Below are 25,647 nucleotides of genomic sequence, written 5' to 3'. Positions count from 1 at the left end.
ATCTCCTTGAAGTTACAAAGAGACCTGCCCTGCGTAGGCAGCAGGCCATACGACTGTGCGTATCCAGTCGCACGACTGTCAGATTAGTAGTACGCCCGGATGGCATTCGACTGACAGACAAACGGTAAAAATCCATAGCTGCTACAGTCAGGTTATTCACCGCCCATTTACCGGTTGGAGTTTTTCCACGGCATGGATGAGACCAGTCCCCACCTGTTGCTACGCGCCCCGATCCCGACGCAGTTGCGCCTGTCGTTCTGTGAAGCCACACCGCGTGATCTCAAGCGCTGGATCGCCAACCTGCCCAAAGCCAATATCGGCGAAACCGCTCGCCAGCTGTATCAAGGCTTGAGCGAACTCAATCAGTTGCTCACGCCCAGCGACAATCGCCTGCAATTGCTCGAACTGCTGCGGCCCGAGGTGTATTACGTCTGCAAACACCTTGAGCAGCATTTCCTGCATCAGTCGATTGTCCTCGACGAGCGTTCCCGCAAGATCGCCAACCTCTGCCAGGCGCTGCAAAGTCACTTGGCCATTGGTTATAAACAGATCGTCGTGCGCATCACTCCGAAGTTCAACAAGGACCGTGCGCCGCTGCTGACCCAGGCGCTGCAACGGGCGATCCACTGCCTGAACGGGCCGCTGATTCGCGCTACCAAACTCTATTGCCCGGTGCCGGAAGGTCTGTGGCTGGAGCTGCATCAGCTCTACCGGATCGCCTGCGCGCACCGACTCCAGCACACGAGCCTGCGCGATGAACTGGCCAGCCAGACGCAAAACCTGAGCATTGAACAGACATACGTGGTCGCGTTGCTGCTGGGCGCCTCACGCTGCAACCAACTGCGCCAGCACCAGATTGCCCGGGTGGCCGAGGTGCTGGAGCCCTGGAGCCAATGGATCAAGCTGCAACCCGGCAACCCGGCAACCGGACTGTTCGCCGTCGTGCCAGACCTCGACACCGGACCGCGTTACCGCACCAAGTTCCGGGCCGAGCAGCAAGAGAGCTTATTGGGGATTGATCCGCAGCCGTTGGTCGCGGCGATTGAAGCTCATTTGCAAAAAAATGACAGTTCATCGCCACTGCCCGTGCCAGCAGGGTTAAGCCTGGATACGTTGCAACACCTTCATGCCGCCTGGGGCCAGGCTGCCGAGCGCAGTTTCCAGCGCACCGTCGGCCAAGGCACGCTGACCCTGTGCATAGGCATGAGCGCGCTGCACTTTTATCTGGGTGGGCAACGCTCATTCAGCGACATCCTGAAAAACCACGGCGCCCGGCCTGCACAGTTTTCGGTAACGTCAGTGACCGGCCGGGAAAAGGACCAATGGCACCAGGCTTTCGACGCCGCTCCCCAAGGCAATGCAGACGCTCTATTGCCCTACGAAGAGATCGAATACCCGCAGCTTCAGAATGACGACAGCCACGAAGCATCCGACCGCAATCAGCACTTCCCGACTCATGTCCTGTCAGTGGTCAATCACAGCCCCGGCGGTTACTGCCTGGCTTGGCCCGCCGCTGTGCCGGCCGAGTTACAGGCGGGTGAGATGGTCGGTATCGAGGACTCTGCCGGGCAGGGTTGGAGCATCGCGGTGGTGCGCTGGATCCGCCAAGTGCGCGGCGGTGGCACGCAGATGGGCATCGAGCAGGTTGCACCCTTCGCCGAGCCTTGCGGCCTGCAACTGGTGCGCACCCGTGATGACCACAGCCAATACCTTCGCGGTCTGTTGCTGCCGCAAATCAGCGCCATCGACCTGCCGGCCACTCTGCTCGCACCGCGCCTGCCCTTTCAGGAGGGCAACAAGGTCATGATCAATACCCACGGCGAGGAACGCCGGGTCGGGCTGGAGCGGCAGGTGGCGAGCACCAACAGCTTTAATCAGTTCGCCTACCGTCCACTGGAGGCCGCCAGAAACGACAACGCCGCGGTGAGCGGCGCTGAGGAGGATTTTGATTCGTTGTGGAAAACACTTTAATCGGGGGGCCACAAAAGCAAAAGATCGCAGCCTGCGGCAGCTCCTACAGGGGAACGCATTATTCCTTTGTAGGAGCTGCCGAAGGCTGCGATCTTTTGATCTTTCTTAGAGCTGTCCGTCGCGATCCCGGAAGCCCAGCAGATACAGCACGCCATCCAGCCCAAGGGTGGAAATCGCCTGCTTCGCCGACTGCTTGACCAGCGGTTTGGCACGGAACGCCACGCCCAACCCGGCGATCGCCAGCATTGGCAAATCGTTGGCGCCGTCGCCGACCGCAATGGTCTGCTCCAGACGCAAACCTTCCTTGTGCGCCAGTTCCTTCAGCAGATCCGCCTTGCGCTGCGCATCAACAATCGGCTCGACCGCCACGCCAGTCACTTTGCCGTCCACTACTTCCAGTTCGTTGGCGAACACGTAGTCGATGCCCAGCTTGGCCTGCAATTGCTTGGCGAAGTAGGTAAAGCCGCCCGACAGGATGGCGGTCTTGTAGCCCAGACGCTTGAGTTCGGCGAACAGGGTTTCGGCACCTTCGGTCAGGCGCAGGGAGGCGCCGATGGAATCCAGCACGCTGACGTCCAGCCCTTTCAACAAGGCCAGGCGCTCCTTGAAGCTGGCGCGGAAGTCCAATTCACCGGCCATCGCCCGTTCAGTGATCGCAGACACCTGATCGCCCACGCCGGCAGCCTTGGCCAGTTCGTCGATGACTTCGGCTTCGATCAGCGTCGAGTCCATGTCGAACACCGCCAGACGGCGGTTACGACGGAACAGCGAATCTTCCTGGAAGGCGATGTCGACGTTCAGTTCCTGCGCGACGCTGAGGAATTCGGCCCGCAGCGCTTGCGGATCAGCCGCTTCACCACGAACGGAAAACTCGATGCAGCCCTTGCCTTGATCGGCCGGGGTGTCCAGCGGCATGCGCCCGGACAGACGATCGATGTGGTCGATGTTCAGGCCATATTTGGCGGTGATCGAACTCACGGCCTGCAATTGCCCGGCGGTCACTTTGCGAGTCAGCAGGGTCACGATGTGGCGTTTCTTGCCCTGATTGCCGACCCACTGCTGGTAATCCTCTTCGGACACCGGCGTGAAACGCACCTGCTGGTCAAGCTTGTAAGCCGTGAACAGGATGTCCTTGAGCACCGACTTGCCTTGCTCGGTGTCAGGAATTTCAACCAGGATGCCGAACGACAAGGTGTCGTGGATCACCGCCTGACCAATGTCGAGAATGTTCACACCACCCTGGGCCAGAACGCCGGTAATGGCCGCAGTCAGACCCGGACGGTCGACTCCCGTGATGTTTATCAGGACGATTTCGCGCAAGGCGCACCCCCGCAGGTGGAAAAAAACCGCATTCTACCCACTTTCAGTGACCATCGGGCACCGTGAGCGCTTTGACGGTCTAGGGCCTGTCGCTATACTGCGCGTCAACTTCACGGACAAAAGAGCCGAGCTCAAGTGAACCGGCCCACGCCAGTAAAAACCGATAACTTCTTTCTGCTGATCTTCCGTGCACTGCGCCACCGCCGTGTACCGATTGCATTGCGCATCGCCAGCCATAACGTGATCCTGGTCGCTCTGGCCCTGGTGATCTATGCCTGTGTGATGGGTTTGCAGTTCAAGCAGGCCATGCACGAGCAGGCGGATGCCCTGGGCGAAAGCCTGACCACCCAGACTGCCACGTCCGCCACGGAGCTGTTGGTGTCCAACGACATCCTCAGCCTCAACGTGCTGCTCAACAACCTGACCAAAAACAAGCTGGTGGCTCACGCTGCCATCTACAGCGTGGATAACCGCATCCTCGCCGAAGCCGGTCAGCGCCCCAAGCATAGCCTGCTGGGCGAAGCCGAAGGCATGTACCAGAGCAAGATCACTTTCCAGGATGTGACCGCCGGGCAACTGCGCATCAGCCTGGACATGGATCAGTTCCAGCAGCCGATGACCATCAGCCTGCAAAGCATGGGCATTTTGAGCGCGATTCTGCTGGCGCTGTCCCTGGCCTTGAGCCTGCGACTGGGTCGGCACATCTCCACGCCGTTGCTGCAATTGCGGGTGTGGCTGCGCCATATCGACGAATACACCCCGGCCACCGAGCGTCAGGATGAGATCGGCGATCTGGCTCGCCAGCTGCACGCCGACTTCGCGCCAGAGCCCGCCGAACCGGAACCCGCTCCCGAGCCTGAATACGACGAAAGCGACTACGAAGACGCGGACGATAACGAGCCAACCTTCGCAGTGCGCAATTTGCGTGACCCGAGTTTCGATGAAACCAAGCCTGTGGCCGGCCTCAAACCTGCGCCACGGCGCATTGTCAGCACCGTTGAAGACGATGATGACGATGATGACGACGATGCATTTGCCGACCTGCGTGATGAGTCAGCTTCGACCGCGCCGAAACCGGTAGCCAAACCGCAAATATCGAACGTGCCGCAGCACAGCGCGGTGCTGGCCGTGCAACTGGGCGCTCAGGATCAGCTGCGTCGTCTGCCCCGCACACGACTGGAAGAACTGCTCAAACGCTATCGCGACTGCCTCGATCAGGCCGCCTCGCTCTACCAGAGCGAACTGCACACCCTGAACGATGGCAGCACGCTGATGCTGTTCCACACCGAAGACAGCGGTGACGACTACCTGACCAACGCTATCTGTTGCGGTGAGTTGTTGCGGGCTCTGGGCCATCAATTGCAGATCGAAGTCGCCGACAGCGGCATCACCCTGCAATTGCAACTGGGCCTGACCCTGGGTGATGAGCTGTTCGGCCTGAGCCAGATTGATCTGCTGCTGACCGAAACCGCTCAGGATGCGCTGGCCCTGTCGCAACACAGCCGCAACCTGTTGCTGGTGGAGCGCAAGATCGGCGACGACGCGTTGATCCGCCAGCGTGCGCGTATCCGACCGATCGCAAGCCCTGAGGGCGCGTGCTGCGTGGAGCGGTTGATGGAGCCTTATCCGTCGATGCTCGAGCGGCAACTGGCGCGGATGCATGAGCGCCGGGCGTAAATAGCCCTGTTGTGAAGAAGCCCGCAGACAAGTGATTGTCTGCGGGCTTTTTGTTGCCTGCTCTGGCCTCATCGCGAGCAAGCTCGCTCCCACAGGGGATTTTTGAACGACGCAGATCCAATGTGGGAGCGAGCTTGCTCGCGATGAGGCCAGGACAGACAGCAGAGATCTCTAAACTGCAGAAACAACAAAGCCCGCACTAGGCGGGCTTTGTTCCTGGATCAATCCAGCCTCAGAACCTGAACACTTCCATATCGGTCCGGATCGGCGAAGCCATCGGGATCTTCGGTTGCTTATCCTTTTCTGCCGCAGGCGCCACAGGCTTGGCAGCCGGTTTTTTTGGCGCTTCGGCAATTGGCGGCTGATTAGCCAGCGGCTTGAGCGCCGTCGACAGTTGCTCGGCCAGACGCTGCAGCAATACACCCTGAGCCTGAACCTGAGCCGCCGTGCCACCGGCATGCTGTTCCTGCAGGTGAATGATGCGGTTATCACGAACCTGGCCACGACGGTCGATCAGACGCCATTGCGCATCAAGGATCGCCGGTTGCGCCTCACCCGAGTCCAGGCGAGTAATCGTCAGAAGAACCTGCACATCCGGCCTGAAGCCCACTGTCGCTGGCGCCAGCACTACGCGCTGGCTGTCCAGATGACCGGCGACCTGACGCAGCAGCAGCTGATCGATATCCGACGACAGGCTACCCGCCCAACGACCATCAGCCGAAGCTTGCAGGCTGCCATCCGGCTGTCGCTGCAACAATGTTTCGCGTTGCAGGTAATCAGCGACCGTTACCGGACCCAGCAACACAGCCATGCCCGCGCTTTGCGCAGGCTGAGCCGGACTTCCGCTGTCCAGCTGATACAGCGACACCGGTTGGTGAACGCTGCAACCCGCCAGGCCAAGAACGCCAGCGAGCATCAAAATAAAAGGAAGGCGCAGAGCAGTCATCGTCCCATCCAGGTGGTTGCCACAAGGCTAACCACAGTGAAAATACTCAATAAATATGAAGAACGCTCGGCCACGCCGGCGCTTGAAAGGCCATATCATCCGTGAATATGCGTTCCGACTCCAGCGGCAAAGCGTCGATCTACGCGTTAAATCGTAGATCGAGCGCTCTAGGACGCTTAATTGAGGTTTTCGACGAGCAGCGCATCTACCCTCTGAAAGCCACGTGGCAATTTGTTACCACGACGTCCACGCTCACCTTTGTAGTGTTCGAGGTCGTCTGCTTTCAGTGACAATGTACGTTTTCCGGCCTGCAGCACCAACGTGGCGCCATCCGGCAATACGGCGATGTCCGTGACATATTCTTCGCGACTGGCGACACGCTCACCGGAGATCCCGATGATCTTGTTGCCTTTGCCCTTACCTAATTGTGGCAGATCGCTGATCTTGAAGATCAGCAGGCGACCTTCGGTCGTCACCGAGGCCAACCAGTTTTGCTCACGATCAGCCACTGGACGCGGCAGAATCACCTTGGCGTTGTTCGGCAGGCTCAACAGCGCCTTGCCCGCCTTGTTCTTGGCTTGCAGGTCTTCACCTTTTACCACGAAACCGTAACCGGCGTCGGAGGCGATCACGTACAGCGAGTCGTCTTCCGGCATCAGCACGCATTCGAAGCTCGCCCCTGGCGGCGGCGTCAGACGGCCGGTCAGCGGTTCGCCCTGGCCACGGGCCGATGGCAGCGTGTGCGCAGCCACCGAATAGCTGCGACCGGTGGAATCGATAAACACCGCAAACTGGTTGGAGCGGCCGGGCGCCAAGGCCTTGAAACCATCACCGGCCTTGTAGGAAAGCCCGGTGGCATCGATTTCGTGCCCCTTGGCGGAACGAACCCAGCCTTTTTCCGACAGGACGACGGTCACTTTCTCATTTGGCAGCAGATCGTGCTCGGTCAAGGCCTTGGCTTCGGTGCGCTCGACGATTGGCGAGCGACGGTCGTCGCCGTAGGTTTCGGCGTCCTTGATCAGTTCGGTGCGGACCAGTTTTTTCAGCTTGGTTTCGCTGCCCAGCAGGGCTTGCAGCTTGGCCTGCTCCTTAAGCAGTTCATCCTGCTCGGCACGCAGCTTCATTTCTTCCAGTCGCGCCAACTGACGCAAACGGGTGTCGAGGATGTAATCGGCCTGGATTTCGCTCAGGGCGAAACGTTCGATCAGCGCGGCTTTCGGGTGCTCCTCGGTGCGGATGATGTGAATCACTTCATCCAGGTTGAGGTAAGCGATCAACAAACCGTCCAACAGGTGCAGGCGACGCTCGACCTTGTCCAGACGGAATTGCAGGCGACGACGCACGGTGTTGACGCGGAACTCGAGCCACTCCACCAGCAGCGCACGCAGGTTTTTCAGCTGCGGCTTGCCGTCCAGACCGATGATGTTGATGTTGACCCGGTAGCTCGACTCCAGCTCGGTGCTGGCGAACAGGTGGGTCATCAATGCATCGTGGTCAAAGTTTTTGCGTGCGCCCGGAATAATCACGATCCGGCACGGGTTTTCGTGGTCGGATTCGTCTCGCAGGTCAGCGATCTGTGGGGCTTTCGACGGCTTGGCCTGCATCATGGCGGCGATCTGTTCCAGCACCTTCGCGCCGGATACCTGATGCGGCAGCGCGGTGACAATGATGTCGCCGTCTTCGATGTGGTAGACGGCGCGCATGCGCACCGAGCCCTTGCCGGTTTCGTACATTTTCAGCAGGTCGGCGCGGGGCGTGATGATTTCTGCTTCGGTCGGGTAATCCGGGCCCTGGATGTGCTCACAGAGCTGCTCTACCGTGGCTTTCGGCTCATCGAGCAAACGCACGCACGCCGTAGCGACTTCGCGCAGGTTGTGCGGCGGTACGTCGGTGGCCATGCCCACGGCGATGCCGGTGGTGCCGTTGAGCAGGATGTTCGGCAAACGCGCCGGCAACACCAGCGGCTCGTCGAGGGTGCCGTCGAAGTTCGGGCCCCAGTCCGCGGTGCCCTGGCCCAGTTCGCTGAGCAGCACTTCGGAATAACGCGACAGCCGCGCTTCGGTGTAACGCATGGCGGCGAAGGACTTGGGATCATCCGGCGCACCCCAGTTACCCTGGCCGTCGACCAGCGTGTAGCGGTAGCTGAACGGCTGGGCCATCAGGACCATGGCTTCGTAGCAGGCCGAGTCGCCGTGCGGGTGGAACTTGCCGAGCACGTCACCGACGGTACGCGCCGACTTCTTGTGCTTGGAATCGGCGTCCAGCCCCAACTCGCTCATCGCATAGATAATGCGCCGCTGTACCGGTTTCAGGCCGTCGCCGATATGCGGCAAGGCACGGTCCATGATCACGTACATGGAGTAGTTGAGGTAGGCATTTTCGGTGAAGTCAGCCAGTGACCGGCGTTCTACACCGTCCAGGCTGAGATCAAGGGAGTCGCTCATGCGGGCCTCATCGGTTCGTTGTCTGGCGCAGCAGCATGGTGCCACCGCGCTGGGTAAATTCAAGTTTGTTCAGCGCGCTCATACCAAGCAGCACTTGCTTGCCATCCAGGCCTGGCACGATGAGGGCGCGCACATCACGCAGCACAATGTCGCCCAGTTGCAGCCGGTCGATGCGGGTTCGGTAACCCTGGGTGCGACCGTTGGCCGTGCTCAGGGTCACCCCAAAGCCTTTTTCCAGTTTTAGCCGTTCGGCCATTTCCGCCGGGATCGACACGTCGGTCGCCCCGGTATCGAGCATGAAATCCACCGGCTGGCCGTTGATCTGGCCGCTGGCGACGAAGTGACCCTGGTTGTTACTGGCCAGTTTCACCTCGATAAAACCCTCGCCCTGCTCAGAGCTGACGACAATATTAGGATTCTGCTGACGCACTTCCCACTGGCCGAAAAACCGCGTCGCCAGAAACAGCGCCGCGCACCAGGCCAGCACCATCAACACTCGACCGGCGCGTTTGCCTGGCGGCTGCTGACTCATGACTTGGCACTCCAGCCGCCTTCAGGCGCGGCAAAGCGCCAGACGATCGGACGTTCCTCGCCATCGGCGCGGGCATCGTTGTTGTTGTCGGTGCCAATCCACGCCCCCTCGGCATCAATAATCAACGCTTCGGTCAGGCCGTAAGGATTTGAGTAGCGACGATGCGCCTGCAAGGCTTCATCGGCAAACGACCAGCAGCGCTCGACCTTGGCCGTCACCGAATCACGGCGGCAGATCTGGTAAGCGTTGCGCTCAAGGGTAAACAGCTTGCCGTTGAACAGCGACAGGTCGGCAAAGTCTCGGGACACTGCTTTGGCTCGGGGAAACTGCGCCGGCTGCATTTCTTTCCCGGCTTCGCTCAGCAACACACAGCCACCATCGCAATCCCATACCGTTTGTTTGCGCTTGATCAGCAACAATCCACGGCTTTGACGCTCGGCGGCGAGCCACAATTGATCACCCGCCGGATTGATCGCAAGGCCCTCGAACAACGCATTGAAGTGCAGCAGCATGCCGCTGGCCCGGGCTTCGCGAATCAGAATCGGCGAGATCTTCAGCCAGAACGATGGCCCAACGGGTGGCACTTGCAGAATCGCAGCATGGGATTCGCTGACGATGTAGCGATTACCGGCGCTGTCGCAGGTGATGCCTTCAAAATCCAGATCCCCGCCACGGACAAACGACGCCACCCAGGTTCGCGAACGCAAGCCCCAGGGCAAACCGCTGTCTGGCACCGGTGGTACGCCGATGCCCACGGTTTCGGCTTGCCATACCTTGTCGCGGGTATCGAGCCGGTAAATCTGATCGTCGTCGCGATCCGACACCGTCCACATATCCTTGCCACACTGGGCCAGCCCGGACAGGTTGCCGCCGCGCATACCGTCAACGGGATGCTCGGACAGCAGGCGCAGTTCCGGCACCGGTTCGGCAAACACCGAAACCGAGGTCAGAAGTAACGCACACGCCAGGGCAAAGCCAACCCGCATCAGCCAAGAACCTCGGCCAGGTTGCCTTTGGATTCCAGCCAGGATTTACGGTCACCGGCGCGTTTCTTCGCCAGTAGCATGTCCATCATTTCCGAGGTCGCGTCGTAATCTTCCAGCGTCAGTTGCACCAGACGCCGAGTGTTCGGGTCCATGGTGGTTTCGCGCAGCTGCGGCGGGTTCATTTCACCCAGACCTTTGAATCGTGTGACCTGCGGCTTGCCGCGTTTCTTCTCGGCCACCAGACGATCGAGGATGCCATCGCGTTCAGCTTCGTCCAGGGCGTAGTAAATCTCTTTACCCAGGTCGATACGGTACAACGGCGGCATCGCGACGTAGACGTGACCGGCATCCACCAACGGGCGGAAATGCTGGACGAACAACGCGCACAGCAACGTGGCGATGTGCAGACCGTCGGAGTCGGCGTCGGCGAGGATGCAGATCTTGCCGTAACGCAACTGAGCGATGTCCGCCGAGCCCGGATCGACACCGATGGCCACGGCGATGTTGTGCACTTCCTGGCTGGCCAGCACTTCGCTGCCGTCGACTTCCCAGGTGTTCAGAATCTTGCCGCGCAACGGCAGGATCGCTTGAAATTCTTTATCCCGCGCCTGCTTGGCCGAACCACCGGCGGAATCACCTTCCACCAGGAACAGCTCGGAACGCATCGGGTCCTGCCCGGCGCAGTCGGCGAGTTTGCCCGGCAGTGCCGGCCCCGCAGTAATGCGTTTTCGCTCGACCTTTTTGCTCGCCTTCAATCGACGGCCAGCGTTATTGATCGCCAATTCCGCCAGCAGCATGCCGGTTTCCGGGTGGGCGTTTAGCCACAGACTGAACGCATCCTTGACCACTCCAGAAACAAACGCGGCCGCTTCACGGGACGACAGGCGCTCTTTGGTCTGGCCGGAGAATTGCGGCTCTTGCATCTTCATCGACAGCACGAAAGCGATGCGTTCCCAGACGTCTTCCGGCGCCAGCTTCACGCCGCGTGGCAGCAGGCTGCGGAATTCGCAGAACTCGCGCATCGCATCGAGCAAGCCCTGACGCAGACCGTTGACGTGGGTACCGCCCTGCGCCGTCGGGATCAGGTTGACGTAGCTTTCCTGAACGCTGTCGCCACCTTCAGGCAACCACAGCAGCGCCCAATCGACCGCTTCTTTGTTACCGGCCAGGCTGCCGCAGAACGGCTCGTCCGGCAGACGCTCGAATCCGTTGACCGCGTCGACCAGGTAGGAGCGCAGGCCGTCTTCGTAATGCCATTCGACTTTCTCGCCGGTGGCCTTGTCTTCAAAACTGACCAGCAGCCCCGGGCACAGAACGGCCTTGGCCTTGAGCACGTGCTTGAGGCGGCTGATGGAGAATTTCGGCGAATCGAAGTATTTCGGGTCCGGCGCGAAGAATACGCTGGTACCCGTGTTGCGCTTGCCGACGGTACCAATGATTTCCAGCTCGGTTTTCTTGTAACCGTCGGCGAACGTCATCTGGTATTCGTTGCCGTCACGCTTTACGCGCACCCGGACTTCGTTCGACAAGGCGTTGACCACGGAAATACCCACCCCGTGCAGACCGCCGGAGAACTGGTAGTTCTTGTTGGAAAACTTGCCGCCAGCATGGAGCTTGGTGAGGATCAGCTCGACGCCCGACACGCCTTCTTCGGCGTGGATATCCACCGGCATGCCGCGGCCGTCATCGCTGACTTCCAGGGAGTGATCGGCGTGCAGGATGACCTGCACCGAGGTCGCGTGCCCGGCCAAGGCTTCGTCGACGCTGTTGTCGATGACTTCCTGGGCGAGGTGGTTCGGCCGACTGGTGTCGGTGTACATGCCGGGGCGTTTACGCACCGGGTCGAGGCCCGAGAGGACTTCGATGGCGTCTGCGTTATAAGAGCTAGCGCTGGGAGTGGCCATGGGGTCTCGTCGTCCGCCTGTAAAAAGAGTGTTCTGTGAAAAAGAGGCGACGACTCACAGTGCAGTGAAATCAATCGCCTGATACAAATCTGCGCCGATGCCGGCAAAACTCAGCATTGCCGGCAATTGCTCGGCAAAACCCTGGAAGCTATGGTCGCCGCCGGCCTGGATGCGCAAGGCACAGGCCCGGTAATACTGCTGGGCGAGGCGGTAGTCCAGCGTTTCATCGCCGGTCTGCAACCACACCTGATACCGCTGCGGGTCCTGGGGTGCCGGCACTTCCAGCTCGGCCAGGGCCGTCACGTGGTCGTGGGTCAACTCCCATGCTTCATCGGTATACAGGTTTTTCTGCGTCCCCAGATACCCGTCGAACATCCGGTGCGGACTGACGGCAGGGTTGATCAACAGGGCCTTGAGGCCATGGCGCTCGGCCAAGTGAGTCGCATAGTAGCCGCCGAGTGAGCTGCCGACCAGCAGTGGCCGCCCAAGCTCCTCAATCGCCTTGTTTAGCTGACCGATGGCCTCACGGGGATGGTGATGCAAGGCCGGAACGCGCAACTGATCGCTCAAGCCCAGACGTTCCATTACTTGTACCAACTGCGTGGCCTTTTTAGACGAAGGCGCGCTGTTGAAACCGTGGATATATAGGATCGAACCGGACATTTGAGCTCCCTGTGCGTCGGGTAAAGAGGCGCAGTTTACTGTAGGAGCTGTCGAGTGCAACGAGGCTGCGATCTTTTGATCTTGCTTTTAAAAAACAAAATCAAAAGATCGCAGCCTCGTTGCACTCGACAGCTCCTACAGGGGCTTTGTCAGTAACCGTTGGAGCCGTAGTCGACCTGGAAGTCGAAGCCGGTAACGCGTTCCACGCCGGTTTCCAGCTGGCCATCAGGCAAAAGTCGCAACCAGCGATACCCCGGCGCCTGGTCACTGACCTTGAAATCATCACTGCCCGGTTCGAATTGAATACACGTGGAAGGCGAGGCAATCAGCCGCACACCCTTGCGAACCTGGTCGATCTCTTGATGCACATGCCCCCATAAAACAGCGCGCACCTGCGGAAACCGATCCAGCACCGCAAACAGCGCCTCAGGATTACGCAATCCGATCGGCTCCATCCACGCACAGCCAATCGACACCGGATGATGGTGAAAACACACCAGATGATGGCGCTCCGGCGCCTCACTCAACGAGCGGGCCAGCAACTGTAGCTGCTCATCCTGCAAATACCCCGGCACCGAACCCGGTACGGCCGAATCGAGCAATGTGACGCGCCAGTTACCGACATCAACCACCGGTTCCAGCAGCGCGCTCTGCACGGCGGCCTCCGCCATGATCCGCGGCTCATCATGATTACCGGGAATCCAGCGCGCCGGCGCATCGAGCTGTCGCGTCAGGTCGCGAAACAGTTGATAGGACTCCAGCGTTCCGTCCTGAGACAGATCACCACTGGCAATAATCAGGTCGATCTGCGGCTGCTGAAGCCGTACCAGCTCGATGACTTTTTGCAGGCTGTCCCGGGTATTCATGCCCAACAACGTCCCGTCCGTTTCGGCAAACAGATGACTGTCGGAAAGTTGCACCAGCAACGCCGAATCGGCGGCGGTCAAAATGGATACGCTTGGCAAGGCGTTCTCCCAGGGCTGAATCACGGGATGGATGAGTGCCGCAATTATGCTGGGGGACGATCAAAAGGGGAAACCTGTGAACCTGACGCAGTTCACACTCAGCGCACAACGGCGTACTCATGCCCGCAGGCCAGGCAATGGCTCAGCCATTCGCCCAGAAACATATTCAGCTGGGCCTTTTCGTCCGGCTGATGCATTGAGGCATTCGGGTAAGGATAGATGCCGCGAAAGCGTCGCGCATGTTCGGCGCTGACCACTTCGGCCATGCACGCATCGTGATAGACCTGGACTTCCAGTTGCGGCACCGGCAGCCACGGCAGGCTGTGTTCCTGGCGCACTTGCAGGGTTGTGGTGTACGGGCAGACTTGAAGGACTTCAAGGGCCAGCACGCCGAGCATCTGGTCGCCGTGGGTTACGGCAATGCGCCGCGCCTCCGGCTCGTTGCGCATGTCCGGCAGCAGTCGCATCAGGCGCACGTAGTTGGCCTCGCAGGAGGCTTGCAGCCCCACGAGGTCGACCCTATAGCGATCGCGCAGTTTGTTTACGACCATAACCCCCTCACTTCAGCGCGGTTCAAAGCTAGCCATTGCAAGGCAATGATGCTGGCCGCGTTGGCAATTCGTCCGTCGCGTACGGCCTGCAGGGCATCTTCGAACGCCCAGACCGTGACGCGGATATCTTCTGCTTCTTCCTCCAGCCCATGCAGGCCGCCGACGCCGGTGCTGTCGCAACGCCCCAGGTACAAGTGCACAAATTCATTGCTGCCGCCCGGCGATGGAAAGTATTTGGTCATCGGCCAGAGCGCCCCGAACACAAGCCCAGCTTCCTCCTGCGCTTCGCGGTGAGCAACTTCTTCCGGCACTTCATCCTTGTCGATCAGACCGGCGACCAGTTCGATCAGCCATGGATTATCGGTCTTGCCCATGGCGCCGACGCGAAACTGCTCGATCAACACCACTTCGTCACGCTGCGGATCGTAAGGCAGTACGCACACTGCATCGTGGCGAACAAACACTTCACGATTGATCTCGCGACTCATGCCACCGGCAAACAATTCGTGACGCAAGTGCACACGATCGAGCTTGTAGAAGCCCTCGTAGCACTTTTCGCGCCGGACGATATCAACGGCGGTCGGAATGGCGTTGGCAAAATCAGTCATGACAATCCTCTTTACTGCAAATCCGTTACGAGGCTCCTTTTTGTTACTTGCAACCTCGACTTCGCGCCATCCTAACGCGCCCGTGACCTTTGATGCAGCCCCTTTCCAGTCAGCGGGATAGACGGTGAGGGTGAAACCAACTCTAATTAGCTTAGTGGCGAACTGACTGCTTCGTTGATAGTCGAAGCGGATAACTTTTCGCCTTTCCCTGTTTTATGAAGGACGCCCATGTCGCTTTTTAAAATCGCCTCCGTGGCCGCAATCGCCCTGACCCTGGTCGCCTGCCAGAGTTTGTTCCAACCCAACTACCGGACGCCGCTGGAAACCACCCGCGACGCTTCCGAACAGCTGAAACCGGGTTGCACAACACCTGACTGCCCGCTGGTGAACATCGATACGCTGCGCTTCCCTGCCGAACCGCAGTTGGACGGCATTATCGAAAAACGCCTGTTGCAAATGACCCGCACCTCGCCCGATGCCCCGGTAGCGCCGACGCTGGCAGCGTATCGCGAGCAGTTTTTGAGCAGTGCCGGCCCGCGCTACAGCAGTTATCTGCAAGCCAAGGTACGTGAGCAGCATGACGGCTTGGTGATCGTTGAATTCTCCAGCTACCTGGACACCGGCGGCGCCCATGGCACACCGGGCCGCAGCTTCATCAACTATTCACGCCAGCAACACAAAGTGCTGACGCTGTCGGACATGTTGGTGCCGGGGCAGGAAGAGGCGTTCTGGAAAGCTGCGCAGGTGGCGCACAACAGTTGGCTGATCAGCACCAAGCTCGATCAGGAGCCGGAGTTCGTGAAGAACTGGCCCTTCGTCAAAACACAAAACGTTGCGCTGACGTACGGCGGGGTGATCCTCAAGTACGAAGTGAGCACCATCGCGCCTTACGCGCTGGGTCACGTCGAACTGAAGATCCCTTACCCTCGCCTGAATGGCATTCTCAAACCCGAGCTGTTTCCTGGCCGTAACTGAAGGCCCGACCCAGCACGAGTTGTAGCAGCCCTGCCAGAATCAGTGACGGCAGGGTTGCGCCGATGTCCGGATACAGATTAGCCAGCAAATGGTAGGTGCTCACCCCGCCTAACCAGGCGAGCAACGCCGGCCAGCGCAATGCGGCTGACGCCACGCGAGCACCGCGCTTGCGCAGGATGAAGTGATCCACCAGCACCACGCCGAACAGCGGCGCAAACACCGAACCGATCAACAGCAGGAAGTTCTGGTACTGGACCAATGGTGCCAGACAGGCGATCAGGATGCAGATCACACCGATGGCCAGCGCCAGATGCTCGACTTTCAAACGCAACAGAATCCCGCTGGAAACGGCCGCCGAGTGAATGTCAGCGAAAGCTTTTTCGGACTCATCCAGCAGGATCAGCAATAGCGGAATCCCCAGGCCGGCACCGGCCAATGCCAACAGCAAGGCATTCACTTCACCGCTCGGCGCGAACGCCAGGGTGTAGGCCACGCCGAGGCTCATCAGCCAGAAGTTACCGATAAAGAAGCCCAGCGCCGTGCCGCCGAACACGTTTTTCGCACGCTTGCCGAAACGCGAGTAGTCGGCAATCAGTGGCAGCCAGGACAGCGGCATGGCGATGGCAATGTCGAAGCCCACGGCGAACGGCATCGAACCATCACCGGCCTGCGCCCACAATGCCGCCAGATCGGCTTTGGCGAACAGGTTCCAGGTCAGCCAGATGCACGCGGCCAGCAGCAACCAGATGCCCCACTTGCGCAGGATCTGCCGCACGAATGTCAGCGGACCACTGACGGCCAGCAAGGTCGCCAAACCACCAAAGAACACGGTCCAGAGCAGGGGATTCGACAGCAGACTGCCTTCACTGAACGCCCGTGCGCCGAGCAGGCTGGCGGCATCGCGCATGACGATGATTTCGAACGATCCCCAACCGATCAGTTGCAGCAGGTTCAGCACGGCCGGCAGGCTCGCACCTTTTGCACCGAGGCTGAGTTTGAGCGCGGCCATCGATGACAGGCCGGTGTCGCTGCCGATCACGCCAACCGCGGCCAGCAGCAGAACGCCGACCAACGTGCCAAGGAAGATGGCCAGCAATGAGCCGGACAGACCCAGACCTGGTGCGAGCAATGCACCGGTCTGCAGGACCATCAGACCGATGCCGAGGGAGAACCACAGGGAAAACAGATCGCGGCCGCCGAAGACACGTTTGTCTGTGGGCACCGCGATATCAGGGGAATAAGTGCTGGGTTGAATGCTCAAGGGTGTTATCTCAGAGGGACATTTGTTGTTCTTTTGATCGCCATCGTCGGAACGCCGCCCGGAGCAAGCTCACTCCCACAGGGGACTTGCGGCGCTCACAAATCCCTTGTGGGAGCGAGCTTGCTCGCGATGGCGGCGGTGCAAGCACCGCCGACCTCAGGTCAGATCAAACCTTCTTGTACAGCTGACTGCCTTCCTGTTTGAACCGCTCGGCCTGGTCCGCCAATCCCTGGGCGACTTCGGCGTCGACGGTTTCGATGCGCTGGTTGGCCGCGTATTCGCGGACTTCCTGGGTGATCTTCATCGAGCAGAATTTCGGCCCGCACATGGAGCAGAAGTGCGCGACCTTGGCCGAATCCTTCGGCAGGGTCTCATCGTGATACGAACGAGCAGTGTCCGGATCAAGGCCCAGGTTGAACTGGTCTTCCCAACGGAATTCGAAGCGCGCCTTGCTCAAGGCATTGTCGCGGATCTGTGCGCCCGGATGCCCTTTTGCCAGATCGGCGGCATGCGCGGCGATCTTGTAGGTGATGATCCCGGTCTTCACGTCATCCTTGTTCGGCAGGCCCAAGTGCTCCTTCGGCGTCACGTAGCAGAGCATGGCGCAACCGAACCAGCCGATCATCGCCGCACCGATACCCGAGGTGATGTGGTCGTAGCCTGGCGCGATGTCAGTGGTCAGCGGGCCGAGGGTGTAGAACGGCGCCTCGTCGCAGCATTCCAGCTGCTTGTCCATGTTCTCTTTGATCAACTGCATCGGCACGTGGCCCGGGCCTTCGATCATGCATTGCACGTCGTGCTTCCACGCGATCTTGGTCAGCTCACCGAGGGTTTCCAGCTCACCGAATTGTGCCGCGTCGTTGGCGTCGGCAATCGAGCCCGGACGCAGGCCATCGCCCAGCGAGAAGCTGACGTCGTAGGCCTTCATGATTTCGCAGATGTCTTCGAAATGGGTGTAGAGGAAGTTCTCTTTGTGGTGCGCCAGGCACCACTTGGCCATGATCGAACCGCCACGGGAAACAATGCCGGTCACGCGTTTGGCGGTCAGCGGCACGTAGCGCAGCAACACGCCGGCGTGGATGGTGAAGTAGTCGACGCCCTGCTCGGCCTGCTCGATCAGCGTGTCGCGGAACAGCTCCCAGGTCAGGTCTTCGGCAGCGCCGCCGACTTTTTCCAGGGCCTGATAAATCGGCACAGTACCGATCGGCACCGGCGAGTTACGGATGATCCACTCGCGGGTTTCGTGAATGTGTTTGCCGGTGGACAGGTCCATGACCGTGTCCGAACCCCAGCGAATGCCCCAGGTCAGTTTCGCCACTTCTTCTTCGATGGACGAACCCAAAGCGCTGTTGCCGATGTTGCCGTTGATCTTCACCAGGAAGTTACGGCCGATGATCATCGGTTCCAGTTCGGTGTGGTTGATGTTGGCCGGAATGATCGCGCGACCGCGGGCGATCTCTTCACGGACGAATTCGGGAGTGATGATTTTCGGCACGCTGGCACCGAAGCTGTAACCGGCGTGTTGCTGGTCCAGCAGGCCAGCGGCGCGCGCCACTTCAAGCTTCATGTTTTCGCGGATGGCGACGTATTCCATCTCAGCGGTGATGATGCCTTTGCGGGCGTAGTGCATCTGGCTGACGTTGGCACCGGCCTTGGCCCGGCGCGGGTTGTTCACATGAGCGAAACGCAGCTTGGTCAGCTCCGCATCGGCGAGGCGTTCCTGGCCGAAGTTGGAACTCAGACCCGGCAGACGCTCGGTGTCGCCACGGGATTCGATCCACGGCGAACGCACATCGGCCAGGCCTTTGCGTACGTCGATGATGACGTTGGGGTCGGTGTACGGGCCCGAGGTGTCGTACACAACCACTGGCGCGTTGATCTCGCCGCCGAAATCGGTCGGGGTCACATCAAGGCTGATTTCGCGCATCGGCACGAGGATGTCCGGGCGAGAGCCCTGAACATATATTTTTTGCGAGCGGGTAAACGGCTGAACCGATTGCTGATCGACTTGGGCCGAATCACTCAGGTTCGTCGTATTTTTTAGTTTTATCGTCATCACGGGCTCTCCGAACACATCCAGGCAGTGGATTTTTGTCGGAGCGAACCTGTCATCGAATGGACGCACGGGCGCTGGGGAAACCAGCAGTGCTGTGCTCAGTGCTCGAGGGTGTTCGATTGTCGAACAACATCCCGGACGAAGCACAAGAGGACTCGCCGGGTGACGAGAAATCTTGTTCCCTACGCAGGCGCTAACCTGATCAGGTTCAACGGGATCCGAAATTATTCGATCTCAGCCTCATAGCAAGGCACCCCGACAAGAACCCGGCCAGTCTAGACACAACTGGCAAAGAACGCCAACACCGCGGTAAACACCATGATGAATGGCGCAAATACAGGATTGTTGCCATGCAGATGCCCAACTACACTCGCAACCCATGCCCCGCCTTGACGCTGCGCGGGCTGCGCCGTACCTTTGGCGCTCAAATTATCAGCGTAATTTTTTAGGGATCGCCTCATGCTGCGCAAACTCTCACTGGCCCTTGCCGTGTCTTGTGCGTCCAACGGAATGGCCTGGGCAGCAGAAGCGCCCTTATCGACCAAGACGGATCTGGTCAGCGTCTATCAGGAAGCGGTGGACAACAACGCCGACCTCGCTGCAGCCATCGCTCAATATGGCGCCCAGAAAGAAGTCGTGCCCCAGGCCCGCGCCGGGCTGCTGCCCAATCTCTCGGGCGGCGCTGAACTCGCCGCCGTGCGCACCGCGATCGATCAGCCATCGGCGACTGCCAACCGTAACGCTCATTCCTATCAAGCGACCCTGGCTCAACCGCTGTTCCGTGCTGATCGCTGGTTCCAGTTCCAGGCCGCCAAAGACGTTAACGAACAGGCTGCGTTGCAGCTCTCGGCGACCCAGCAAAACCTGATTCTGCAGAGCGCCGAAAGCTACTTCAATGTGTTGCGCACCCAGGACAACCTGGCCTCGACCAAGGCCGAAGAAGCAGCGTTCAAACGCCAGCTCGACCAGTCCAACGAACGCTTCGATGTCGGCCTGTCGGACAAGACCGACGTGCTGCAATCGCAAGCCAGCTACGACACCGCGCGAGCCAACCGGATCCTCGCGCAGCGCCAGGTGGATGATGCGTTTGAAGCGTTGATCACCCTGACCAACCGTCAGTACAACTCGATTCAGGGCATCGTCCACACCCTGCCGATCCTGCCACCATCACCGAACGACGCCAAAGCCTGGGTCGATACGGCGGCCAGGCAGAACCTCAATCTGTTGGCCAGCAACTACGCCGTCAGCGCCGCCGAAGAAACCCTCAAGCAGCGCAAGGCCGGCCACGCGCCAACTGTCGACGCCGTGGCGAAATACGAGAAGGGTGACAACGATGCCCTGGGCTTCAGCAACCCGAACGCCTTCGGCCAGCCATACAGTGGCAACGTCGAGCAAACGACAGTGGGCCTGCAACTGAATATCCCGATTTACAGCGGCGGCCTGATCAACTCCCAGGTGCGCCAATCGTATGCACAACTGGATCAGTCCGAGCAGCAACGTGAATCCTTGCGCCGGCAAGTGGTGGAAAGCACCCGCAACCTGCACCGCGCGGTGAACACCGACGTCGAACAGGTGCAGGCGCGCAAGCAGTCGATCATCTCCAACCAGAGCGCGGTGGAAGCGACCGAAATCGGCTATCAGGTGGGTACGCGAAACATCGTCGACGTACTGGATGCCCAGCGTCAGCTGTACACCTCGGTGCGCGACTACAACAACACGCGTTATGACTACATCCTCGACAACCTGCGCTTGAAGCAGGCCGCGGGCACCTTGAACCCGGGGGACTTGCAGGACCTGGCGCGTTACCTCAAGGCTGATTACAACCCGGATAAAGACTTCCTGCCGCCGGATCTGGCCAAGGCTGCGGCGGATCAGCTCAAAGCCCGACCTTAAAAGCAAAAGATCGTCCGAACGCGGCCCGAACCTTCGGCAGCTCCTACAAGGAAACGCATTCCAACGTAGGAGCTGCCGAAGGTTCGGGCCGCGTTCGGACGATCTTTTCGTTACAGGCGCCCCGGTCTAACGGTCGATCAACCGCCCCAACCCATCAAGCAATCGCTGCAACGCGCCCTGATTGGTGCGCATGACTTTCAACCCTGCCTCCGCCATCCGCTGCGCATCGCGCGGCAACTCGAACAGCCGCTGCACCGCCAGCGCCAGACCTTCGGCATCCTCCACTTCCTGCAACGCCCCGGCACTGCGCAGTTGCGCGGCGATTTCGAGGAAATTAAACAGGTGCGGCCCGCTCAATACCGGTTTGGCCAGCGCCGCCGGTTCCAGCAAGTTATGCCCACCGTTGGGCACCAGACTGCCACCGACGAAAGCGCTATCAGCCAAGGCATAAAGAAACAACAACTCACCCATGGTGTCGCCCAGCAGCACCGACGTACCGGCGTTGACGGGTTCGCCAGCGGAACGACGGACCGTGGCGAAACCCTGTTGCCGACACAACTCGAACACCGAATTGAATCGCTCCGGATGGCGCGGCACCAGAATCAGCAACGCATCGGGATGATTGGCCAGCAACTGACGATGAGCCGCCAGCACCACTTCGTCTTCACCTTCGTGAGTACTCGCGGCGATCCACACCGGACGCTCCTGCGCCTGCCATTGCGCACGCAACTCGGCGGCACGCTGAAGCAGTGCCGGGTCGATGGTCAGATCAAACTTGATCGAGCCGGTCACTTCCACGGTTTGCGAGCGGGCGCCCAATTCACGGAAGCGCTGGGCCTCGGCCTCGGTCTGCACCGCGAACAGGCTCATCTCGGCGAGCATCGGCTGGGTCAGTTTGCCGAAGCGGCCATAGCCCTTGGCCGAACGCTCGGAGAGTCGCGCGTTGGCCAGGGCCACTGGAATCCCGCGCTTGGCGCATTGATGGATATGGTTCGGCCAGAGCTCGGTCTCCATGATCACCGCCAGTTTCGGCTGGACCCGATCAAGGAATCGCTTCGCTGCGCAAGGCAAGTCGTAAGGCAAATAGCAGTGCTGGATGCGCGGCTCATTGGCGAACAGCGCGTGGATGCGCTCCGAACCGGTCGGGGTCATGCAGGTCACGGTAATGGGCAACTGTGGATAACGTTGCAGCAAGGCGCGAATCATCGGCGCCGCGGCAATGCTTTCACCCACCGACACCGCGTGCACCCAGATGCCGCCCGTTTTCATCGCCGGTAACCCGAGAGAGAAACGTTCGCCAATGCGCTTGGCGTACGCCGGCGCCTTGCGCGCCCGCAGCCAAAGCCGAATCGCTACCAGTGGCAGCCCCAGGTAAAACAGCGCGGTGTAGAGAGTTCTATTCATGGCGGCGGAGTTTATCGGCTTTTTTCACCGATCGTCTGCAAGTGCACGGCAAAACGTTCCGCCAGCCAACGAGCCGCTGGCCCCAGAGGCTCATCGCGGCGCCAGACCAGCTCCACCACCAGCGCTGGCGGGGTCCATTCGCTGGCCAGTTCGACCATCAGATCCTGATACGCCGGGTACTGCACCACGTGGCGCGGCAGCCAGGCCCAACCGAGTCCGCGCACCAGCCATTCAGCCATCACGTAGAAACTGTCGGCCCGCCAGACTTGCGGGCTGGCGGGTTCGCTACCGGGATAGACGCTCGACTGTGTGGACATCAGCAACTGACGATGCTGCGCCAGTTGCTGGCAATCGACCCGGGCCTGTTGCGCCAGTGGGTGGCCGACGCCGCACACCGTGACCATTTCGACGCTGCCCAACACCCGCCGCTCGAGCGCTTCGGGAATCTGGTCGTGATAAAACAGCAACCCCAGATCGGCCCGACGCTCCACCAGTTTGCGCGCCACATCGCCTTGGGCGGCGCTGGTCAGCTGCACTTCAAGGCTGGGAAATTGCTGAGCCAGGGCTTCGAAGCTTTCGATGATCGGCTGATAAGGCATCGCCTCATCCTGAGCCACACGCAAACGCGCCTCCTGGCCGCGCATCATGGCCAGCGCCCGACCGTTAAGGCGTTCGCACTGGCGCAGCACTTCCCGCGCCTCATCCAGCAATGCGTTACCGGCCTCGGTGAGTTTCGGCTGGCGGCCGCTGCTACGGTCGAACAGGCTGACGCCCAAGTCCTCTTCCAGTAGCGCAATCGAACTGCTGACCGCCGACTGCGCCTTGCGCTGATCCCGCGCTACCGCAGAAAACGAACGCTGCTCCGCTACGCTGACAAACAGCCGCAGCTGCTCCAGATTCCATTGCGTGTTCATGGCTCAACCCATCTTCAGAACAGATAGGTAATGACTTTACCGCATCTGGAGAATCTCTAAAATGCCGACCTCAGAAAGCAACACTTCACACGAGGATGCACCTATGACCGCTTACTACTACCTGGCCATTGCCATCTGCGCCGAAGTGATCGCCACCGTTTCGATGAAAGCGGTCAAAGGCTTCAGCACCCCGCTGCCGCTGATTCTGGTGATTGTCGGCTACGGCATTGCCTTCTGGATGCTGACGCTGGTGGTGCGCAGCGTTCCGGTGGGCGTGGCTTACGCGGTATGGGCCGGCATGGGGATCGTGATGGTCAGCGTCGCGGCGCTGTTTATCTACGGGCAGAAACTGGATGTGCCGGCGATGCTGGGGATGGCGCTGATTGTGCTGGGGGTTGTGGTGATTCAGCTGTTCTCCAAAACCGCGGGGCATTGAAGAAAAAGATCGCAGCCTTCGTCAGCTCCTACCATTGGAATGCGTTTCCCTGTAGGAGCTGCCGAAGGCTGCGATCTTTTTTCCTATCCGAGCTCTGTATACTGCGCCCTCGTCTTGAACACTGAGGTCGCTGCATGCCATCCGTTATTTCCACCGACGTTCTGATTGTCGGCGCTGGTGTCGCCGGCCTCTGGCTGAATGCGCGCCTGCGCCGCCAGGGTTTTTCGACCGTGCTGGTGGAAAGCGCCAGCCTCGGTGGCGGGCAAAGCGTGAAGTCCCAAGGCATCATCCATGGCGGCGCCAAGTACGCATTGCATGGCGCCCTGACCGGTGCCTCGGAAGCCATCGCCGACATGCCTCGCCGCTGGCGTGAAGCCCTGGCCGGTGACGGCGAACTGGACCTGACCGGCGTGCGCCTGCTGTCCGAAGCTCATTACCTCTGGTCCCCCGGCACGATCGCCGGCAATCTCACCAGTTTCTTCGCTAGCAAAGCGGTGCGCGGCCGTGTCGATCAGGTCAAGGGCGAGCAACTGCCGCCCGCCCTGCAAGACAAGCGCTTCAAGGGCAAGGTCTATCGCCTGGCGGAACTGGTGATCGACGTGCCGAGCCTGATCCAGCGCCTGGCCGATCTGTCGGGTGATGGTTTGCTCGCCGGCCAAAAAATCGAACCGTTGCTGGAAGGTGGCGCTTTGGTCGGCCTCAAAGTCGACGAGCGCGAAATCCGCGCCCAGCGCATAGTCTTGAGCGCCGGCGCCGGTACGGCAGCGCTGCTCGAAGCGCTGGGGCTGAGTCAGCCCGCCATGCAACGCCGGCCACTGCACATGATCATCGCCAAAGGTCCGGGCCTCAAACCACTGTATGCGCACTGCCTGGGCGGCGGCACCAAGCCGCGCATAACCGTGACGACCCATCCGGCCGCCGATGGTCAATGGGTCTGGTATCTGGGCGGTGATATCGCCGAAGCCGAAGGTGTTGCCCGCAACCCCTCCGAGCAAATCGCCACGGCGCAGAAAGAACTCGGCCAGCTGCTGCCATGGATCGACCTGAGCACAGCGCAATGGGCCACCCTTCGAGTAGATCGCGCCGAGCCACTGCAATCGGGACTGACCCGTCCTGACAATGCATTTATTGCCGAAGAAGGCCGGCTGCTGGTCGGCTGGCCAACCAAACTGGCGCTGGCTCCGGACTTTGCTGATCGCATCATCGCGTCCTTGCAGCGCGACGGCATCCAGCCAAGTCATCCGACGCCGCTGCCCGACCTGCCAAAACCGCCGATGGGCGTCCCTGCCTGGGAGCAACTGCTGCCATGAGCCAGCCGACCTTGCACGATCTGCATCGCCCGTTGGGCAGCACCGGCCTGCTGGTTTCGCCACTGGGTCTGGGCACGGTAAAACTCGGCCGTGACCAAGGCGTGAAATATCCCAACGGTTTTCAGATTCCCGATGATGACGAAGCGCGCATGCTGCTCAAACTCGCGCGCGACTTGGGCATCAACCTGATCGACACTGCCCCGGCCTATGGCCGCAGCGAAGAACGCCTCGGTCCATTGCTGCGTGGGCAGCGCCAGGATTGGGTGATCGTCAGCAAGGTCGGCGAAGAGTTTGCCGACGGTCAGTCCCATCACGACTTCAGTGCCGCTCATACCCGGCTGTCGGTGGAACGTAGTCTGCAACGGCTGGAAACGGACTTCATCGATCTGGTGCTGGTGCACTCCGACGGCAACGACCTGGCGATCCTCAACGACAGCGAAGTCTATGCGACCCTCGCGGCGTTGAAGAGTGAAGGCAAGATTCGCGGCTTCGGTTTTTCCGGCAAAACCGTCGAAGGTGGTTTGAAGGCTCTGGAACAAGGTGATTGCGCGATGGTCACCTACAATCTGAACGAGCAGAACGAGAAGCCGGTCATTGACTATGCTGCTGCTCACGGCAAAGCCATTCTGGTCAAAAAAGCCCTCGCCAGCGGCCACGTATGCCTGAGTCCGGGCGTGGACCCTGTTCGCGCCAGCTTCGAGTTGTTGTTTGAACATCCGGGCGTTGCCAGTGCTATTGTCGGGACCATTAATCCGCTGCACCTCGCCCATAACGTCGCGACCGTTGCCCAGGTCCTACGTAGAAACTGATGCCGCCCACGCGGCCTTAAGC

At 60.2% G+C, this 25,647-nt stretch carries 21 protein-coding genes and 1 riboswitch; of the genes, 7 read left to right on the top strand and 14 right to left on the bottom strand.

The window, feature by feature from the left end; translation table 11 throughout:
* Positions 1-192: 192 nt before the first annotated feature.
* On the top strand, positions 193-1,971 hold the full coding sequence (locus ACIQU2_RS24380) for a molecular chaperone (RefSeq protein WP_347802556.1): 1,779 nt from the start codon (positions 193-195) through the stop codon (positions 1,969-1,971).
* Between the two features lie 105 nt (positions 1,972-2,076).
* Here ACIQU2_RS24380 and serB read toward each other — a convergent pair whose 3' ends face one another.
* Positions 2,077-3,291 (bottom strand): phosphoserine phosphatase SerB, encoded by a 1,215-nt coding sequence (gene serB, locus ACIQU2_RS24375; protein WP_008153333.1) that lies wholly within the window; start codon positions 3,289-3,291, stop codon positions 2,077-2,079.
* A gap of 135 nt (positions 3,292-3,426) precedes the next feature.
* Between serB and ACIQU2_RS24370 the strand changes: the two genes are divergently transcribed.
* Positions 3,427-4,968 (top strand): AhpA/YtjB family protein, encoded by a 1,542-nt coding sequence (locus tag ACIQU2_RS24370; protein ID WP_403144473.1) that lies wholly within the window; start codon positions 3,427-3,429, stop codon positions 4,966-4,968.
* A gap of 232 nt (positions 4,969-5,200) precedes the next feature.
* Here the strand turns inward: ACIQU2_RS24370 and ACIQU2_RS24365 are convergent, their stop codons facing one another.
* From ACIQU2_RS24365 to ACIQU2_RS24325, 9 genes are all read right to left on the bottom strand, one after another.
* Positions 5,201-5,914, bottom strand: a complete 714-nt coding sequence (locus ACIQU2_RS24365; RefSeq protein WP_403144470.1) for a membrane integrity-associated transporter subunit PqiC — start codon at positions 5,912-5,914, stop codon at positions 5,201-5,203.
* Between the two features lie 176 nt (positions 5,915-6,090).
* Positions 6,091-8,358 carry a DNA topoisomerase IV subunit A gene (gene parC / locus ACIQU2_RS24360; RefSeq protein ID WP_403144468.1) on the bottom strand — a complete coding sequence of 756 codons (2,268 nt, stop codon included), beginning with the start codon at positions 8,356-8,358 and terminating at the stop codon, positions 6,091-6,093.
* Positions 8,359-8,365: 7 nt separating this feature from the next.
* Positions 8,366-8,890, bottom strand: a complete 525-nt coding sequence (locus ACIQU2_RS24355; protein ID WP_347802552.1) for a TIGR02281 family clan AA aspartic protease — start codon at positions 8,888-8,890, stop codon at positions 8,366-8,368.
* Positions 8,887-9,876, bottom strand: coding sequence for an esterase-like activity of phytase family protein (locus tag ACIQU2_RS24350; protein ID WP_403144465.1), 990 nt, complete (start codon positions 9,874-9,876; stop codon positions 8,887-8,889). The genes ACIQU2_RS24355 and ACIQU2_RS24350 overlap by 4 nt, the downstream gene beginning before the upstream one ends.
* On the bottom strand, positions 9,876-11,780 hold the full coding sequence (gene parE, locus ACIQU2_RS24345) for a DNA topoisomerase IV subunit B (RefSeq protein WP_347802550.1): 1,905 nt from the start codon (positions 11,778-11,780) through the stop codon (positions 9,876-9,878). The genes ACIQU2_RS24350 and parE overlap by 1 nt, the downstream gene beginning before the upstream one ends.
* Positions 11,781-11,834: 54 nt before the next feature.
* Entirely contained in the window at positions 11,835-12,443 is a 609-nt protein-coding gene (locus ACIQU2_RS24340) for a YqiA/YcfP family alpha/beta fold hydrolase (protein WP_008153348.1), read from the bottom strand.
* 149 nt (positions 12,444-12,592) lie between these two features.
* Positions 12,593-13,408 carry a 3',5'-cyclic-AMP phosphodiesterase gene (gene cpdA, locus ACIQU2_RS24335; RefSeq protein WP_403144462.1) on the bottom strand — a complete coding sequence of 272 codons (816 nt, stop codon included), beginning with the start codon at positions 13,406-13,408 and terminating at the stop codon, positions 12,593-12,595.
* A gap of 98 nt (positions 13,409-13,506) precedes the next feature.
* Positions 13,507-13,959 (bottom strand): DUF1249 domain-containing protein, encoded by a 453-nt coding sequence (locus ACIQU2_RS24330; RefSeq protein ID WP_347802547.1) that lies wholly within the window; start codon positions 13,957-13,959, stop codon positions 13,507-13,509.
* On the bottom strand, positions 13,950-14,567 hold the full coding sequence (locus tag ACIQU2_RS24325) for an NUDIX domain-containing protein (protein WP_131058782.1): 618 nt from the start codon (positions 14,565-14,567) through the stop codon (positions 13,950-13,952). The genes ACIQU2_RS24330 and ACIQU2_RS24325 overlap by 10 nt, the downstream gene beginning before the upstream one ends.
* Positions 14,568-14,795: 228 nt before the next feature.
* Here ACIQU2_RS24325 and ACIQU2_RS24320 point away from each other — a divergent pair, with 228 nt between their 5' ends.
* On the top strand, positions 14,796-15,542 hold the full coding sequence (locus ACIQU2_RS24320) for an RsiV family protein (RefSeq protein WP_347802546.1): 747 nt from the start codon (positions 14,796-14,798) through the stop codon (positions 15,540-15,542).
* On the opposite strand, the gene cytX is transcribed toward ACIQU2_RS24320, so the two are convergent.
* Positions 15,511-16,803: a putative hydroxymethylpyrimidine transporter CytX gene (cytX, locus tag ACIQU2_RS24315; protein WP_403144458.1), complete on the bottom strand. Its 1,293-nt coding sequence runs from the start codon at positions 16,801-16,803 to the stop codon at positions 15,511-15,513. The genes ACIQU2_RS24320 and cytX overlap by 32 nt on opposite strands.
* A gap of 166 nt (positions 16,804-16,969) precedes the next feature.
* Positions 16,970-18,859 (bottom strand): phosphomethylpyrimidine synthase ThiC, encoded by a 1,890-nt coding sequence (thiC, locus tag ACIQU2_RS24310; protein ID WP_403144456.1) that lies wholly within the window; start codon positions 18,857-18,859, stop codon positions 16,970-16,972.
* A 162-nt stretch (positions 18,860-19,021) separates the two neighbouring features.
* A riboswitch (TPP riboswitch) is annotated at positions 19,022-19,127 on the bottom strand.
* Positions 19,128-19,318: 191 nt separating this feature from the next.
* Here thiC and ACIQU2_RS24305 point away from each other — a divergent pair.
* Positions 19,319-20,752, top strand: coding sequence for a TolC family outer membrane protein (locus tag ACIQU2_RS24305; protein ID WP_403144454.1), 1,434 nt, complete (start codon positions 19,319-19,321; stop codon positions 20,750-20,752).
* 126 nt (positions 20,753-20,878) lie between these two features.
* Here ACIQU2_RS24305 and waaA read toward each other — a convergent pair whose 3' ends face one another.
* Positions 20,879-22,156: a lipid IV(A) 3-deoxy-D-manno-octulosonic acid transferase gene (waaA, locus tag ACIQU2_RS24300; protein ID WP_403144452.1), complete on the bottom strand. Its 1,278-nt coding sequence runs from the start codon at positions 22,154-22,156 to the stop codon at positions 20,879-20,881.
* Between the two features lie 11 nt (positions 22,157-22,167).
* Positions 22,168-23,070, bottom strand: a complete 903-nt coding sequence (locus ACIQU2_RS24295) for a LysR family transcriptional regulator (protein ID WP_403144450.1) — start codon at positions 23,068-23,070, stop codon at positions 22,168-22,170.
* Between the two features lie 103 nt (positions 23,071-23,173).
* Between ACIQU2_RS24295 and ACIQU2_RS24290 the strand changes: the two genes are divergently transcribed.
* The 3 genes from ACIQU2_RS24290 to ACIQU2_RS24280 all read left to right on the top strand — a co-directional run bounded on the left by ACIQU2_RS24290 (position 23,174) and on the right by ACIQU2_RS24280 (position 25,625).
* Positions 23,174-23,506, top strand: coding sequence for a multidrug efflux SMR transporter (locus tag ACIQU2_RS24290; protein WP_008027887.1), 333 nt, complete (start codon positions 23,174-23,176; stop codon positions 23,504-23,506).
* A 134-nt stretch (positions 23,507-23,640) separates the two neighbouring features.
* On the top strand, positions 23,641-24,816 hold the full coding sequence (locus ACIQU2_RS24285) for an NAD(P)/FAD-dependent oxidoreductase (RefSeq protein ID WP_403144447.1): 1,176 nt from the start codon (positions 23,641-23,643) through the stop codon (positions 24,814-24,816).
* Complete coding sequence (locus ACIQU2_RS24280; protein WP_046056445.1) at positions 24,813-25,625, top strand: aldo/keto reductase; 813 nt, start codon at positions 24,813-24,815, stop codon at positions 25,623-25,625. Before ACIQU2_RS24285 ends, ACIQU2_RS24280 begins: the two co-directional genes overlap by 4 nt.
* Positions 25,626-25,647: the final 22 nt, after the last annotated feature.

The organism is Pseudomonas sp. NPDC098740, from assembly GCF_044760065.1.
GTDB lineage: Bacteria > Pseudomonadota > Gammaproteobacteria > Pseudomonadales > Pseudomonadaceae > Aquipseudomonas > Aquipseudomonas rossensis.
The sequence above is the reverse complement of the archived record's forward strand: the minus strand, read 5'-3'. Positions and strand labels throughout refer to the sequence as shown.

What these genes read in the sequence shown, in the direction of transcription:
- ACIQU2_RS24305 (WP_403144454.1), top strand. Translation starts at nt 19,319, where the DNA reads ATGCTGCGCAAACTCTCACTGGCCCTTGCCGTGTCTTGTGCGTCCAAC.
- ACIQU2_RS24285 (WP_403144447.1), top strand. Translation starts at nt 23,641, where the DNA reads ATGCCATCCGTTATTTCCACCGACGTTCTGATTGTCGGCGCTGGTGTC.
- thiC (WP_403144456.1), bottom strand. Translation starts at nt 18,859, where the DNA reads ATGACGATAAAACTAAAAAATACGACGAACCTGAGTGATTCGGCCCAA.
- ACIQU2_RS24330 (WP_347802547.1), bottom strand. Translation starts at nt 13,959, where the DNA reads ATGGTCGTAAACAAACTGCGCGATCGCTATAGGGTCGACCTCGTGGGG.
- ACIQU2_RS24365 (WP_403144470.1), bottom strand. Translation starts at nt 5,914, where the DNA reads ATGACTGCTCTGCGCCTTCCTTTTATTTTGATGCTCGCTGGCGTTCTT.
- ACIQU2_RS24355 (WP_347802552.1), bottom strand. Translation starts at nt 8,890, where the DNA reads ATGAGTCAGCAGCCGCCAGGCAAACGCGCCGGTCGAGTGTTGATGGTG.
- ACIQU2_RS24340 (WP_008153348.1), bottom strand. Translation starts at nt 12,443, where the DNA reads ATGTCCGGTTCGATCCTATATATCCACGGTTTCAACAGCGCGCCTTCG.
- ACIQU2_RS24295 (WP_403144450.1), bottom strand. Translation starts at nt 23,070, where the DNA reads ATGAACACGCAATGGAATCTGGAGCAGCTGCGGCTGTTTGTCAGCGTA.
- ACIQU2_RS24280 (WP_046056445.1), top strand. Translation starts at nt 24,813, where the DNA reads ATGAGCCAGCCGACCTTGCACGATCTGCATCGCCCGTTGGGCAGCACC.
- ACIQU2_RS24380 (WP_347802556.1), top strand. Translation starts at nt 193, where the DNA reads ATGGATGAGACCAGTCCCCACCTGTTGCTACGCGCCCCGATCCCGACG.
- ACIQU2_RS24350 (WP_403144465.1), bottom strand. Translation starts at nt 9,876, where the DNA reads ATGCGGGTTGGCTTTGCCCTGGCGTGTGCGTTACTTCTGACCTCGGTT.
- ACIQU2_RS24320 (WP_347802546.1), top strand. Translation starts at nt 14,796, where the DNA reads ATGTCGCTTTTTAAAATCGCCTCCGTGGCCGCAATCGCCCTGACCCTG.
- ACIQU2_RS24290 (WP_008027887.1), top strand. Translation starts at nt 23,174, where the DNA reads ATGACCGCTTACTACTACCTGGCCATTGCCATCTGCGCCGAAGTGATC.
- parE (WP_347802550.1), bottom strand. Translation starts at nt 11,780, where the DNA reads ATGGCCACTCCCAGCGCTAGCTCTTATAACGCAGACGCCATCGAAGTC.
- waaA (WP_403144452.1), bottom strand. Translation starts at nt 22,156, where the DNA reads ATGAATAGAACTCTCTACACCGCGCTGTTTTACCTGGGGCTGCCACTG.
- ACIQU2_RS24325 (WP_131058782.1), bottom strand. Translation starts at nt 14,567, where the DNA reads ATGACTGATTTTGCCAACGCCATTCCGACCGCCGTTGATATCGTCCGG.
- parC (WP_403144468.1), bottom strand. Translation starts at nt 8,358, where the DNA reads ATGAGCGACTCCCTTGATCTCAGCCTGGACGGTGTAGAACGCCGGTCA.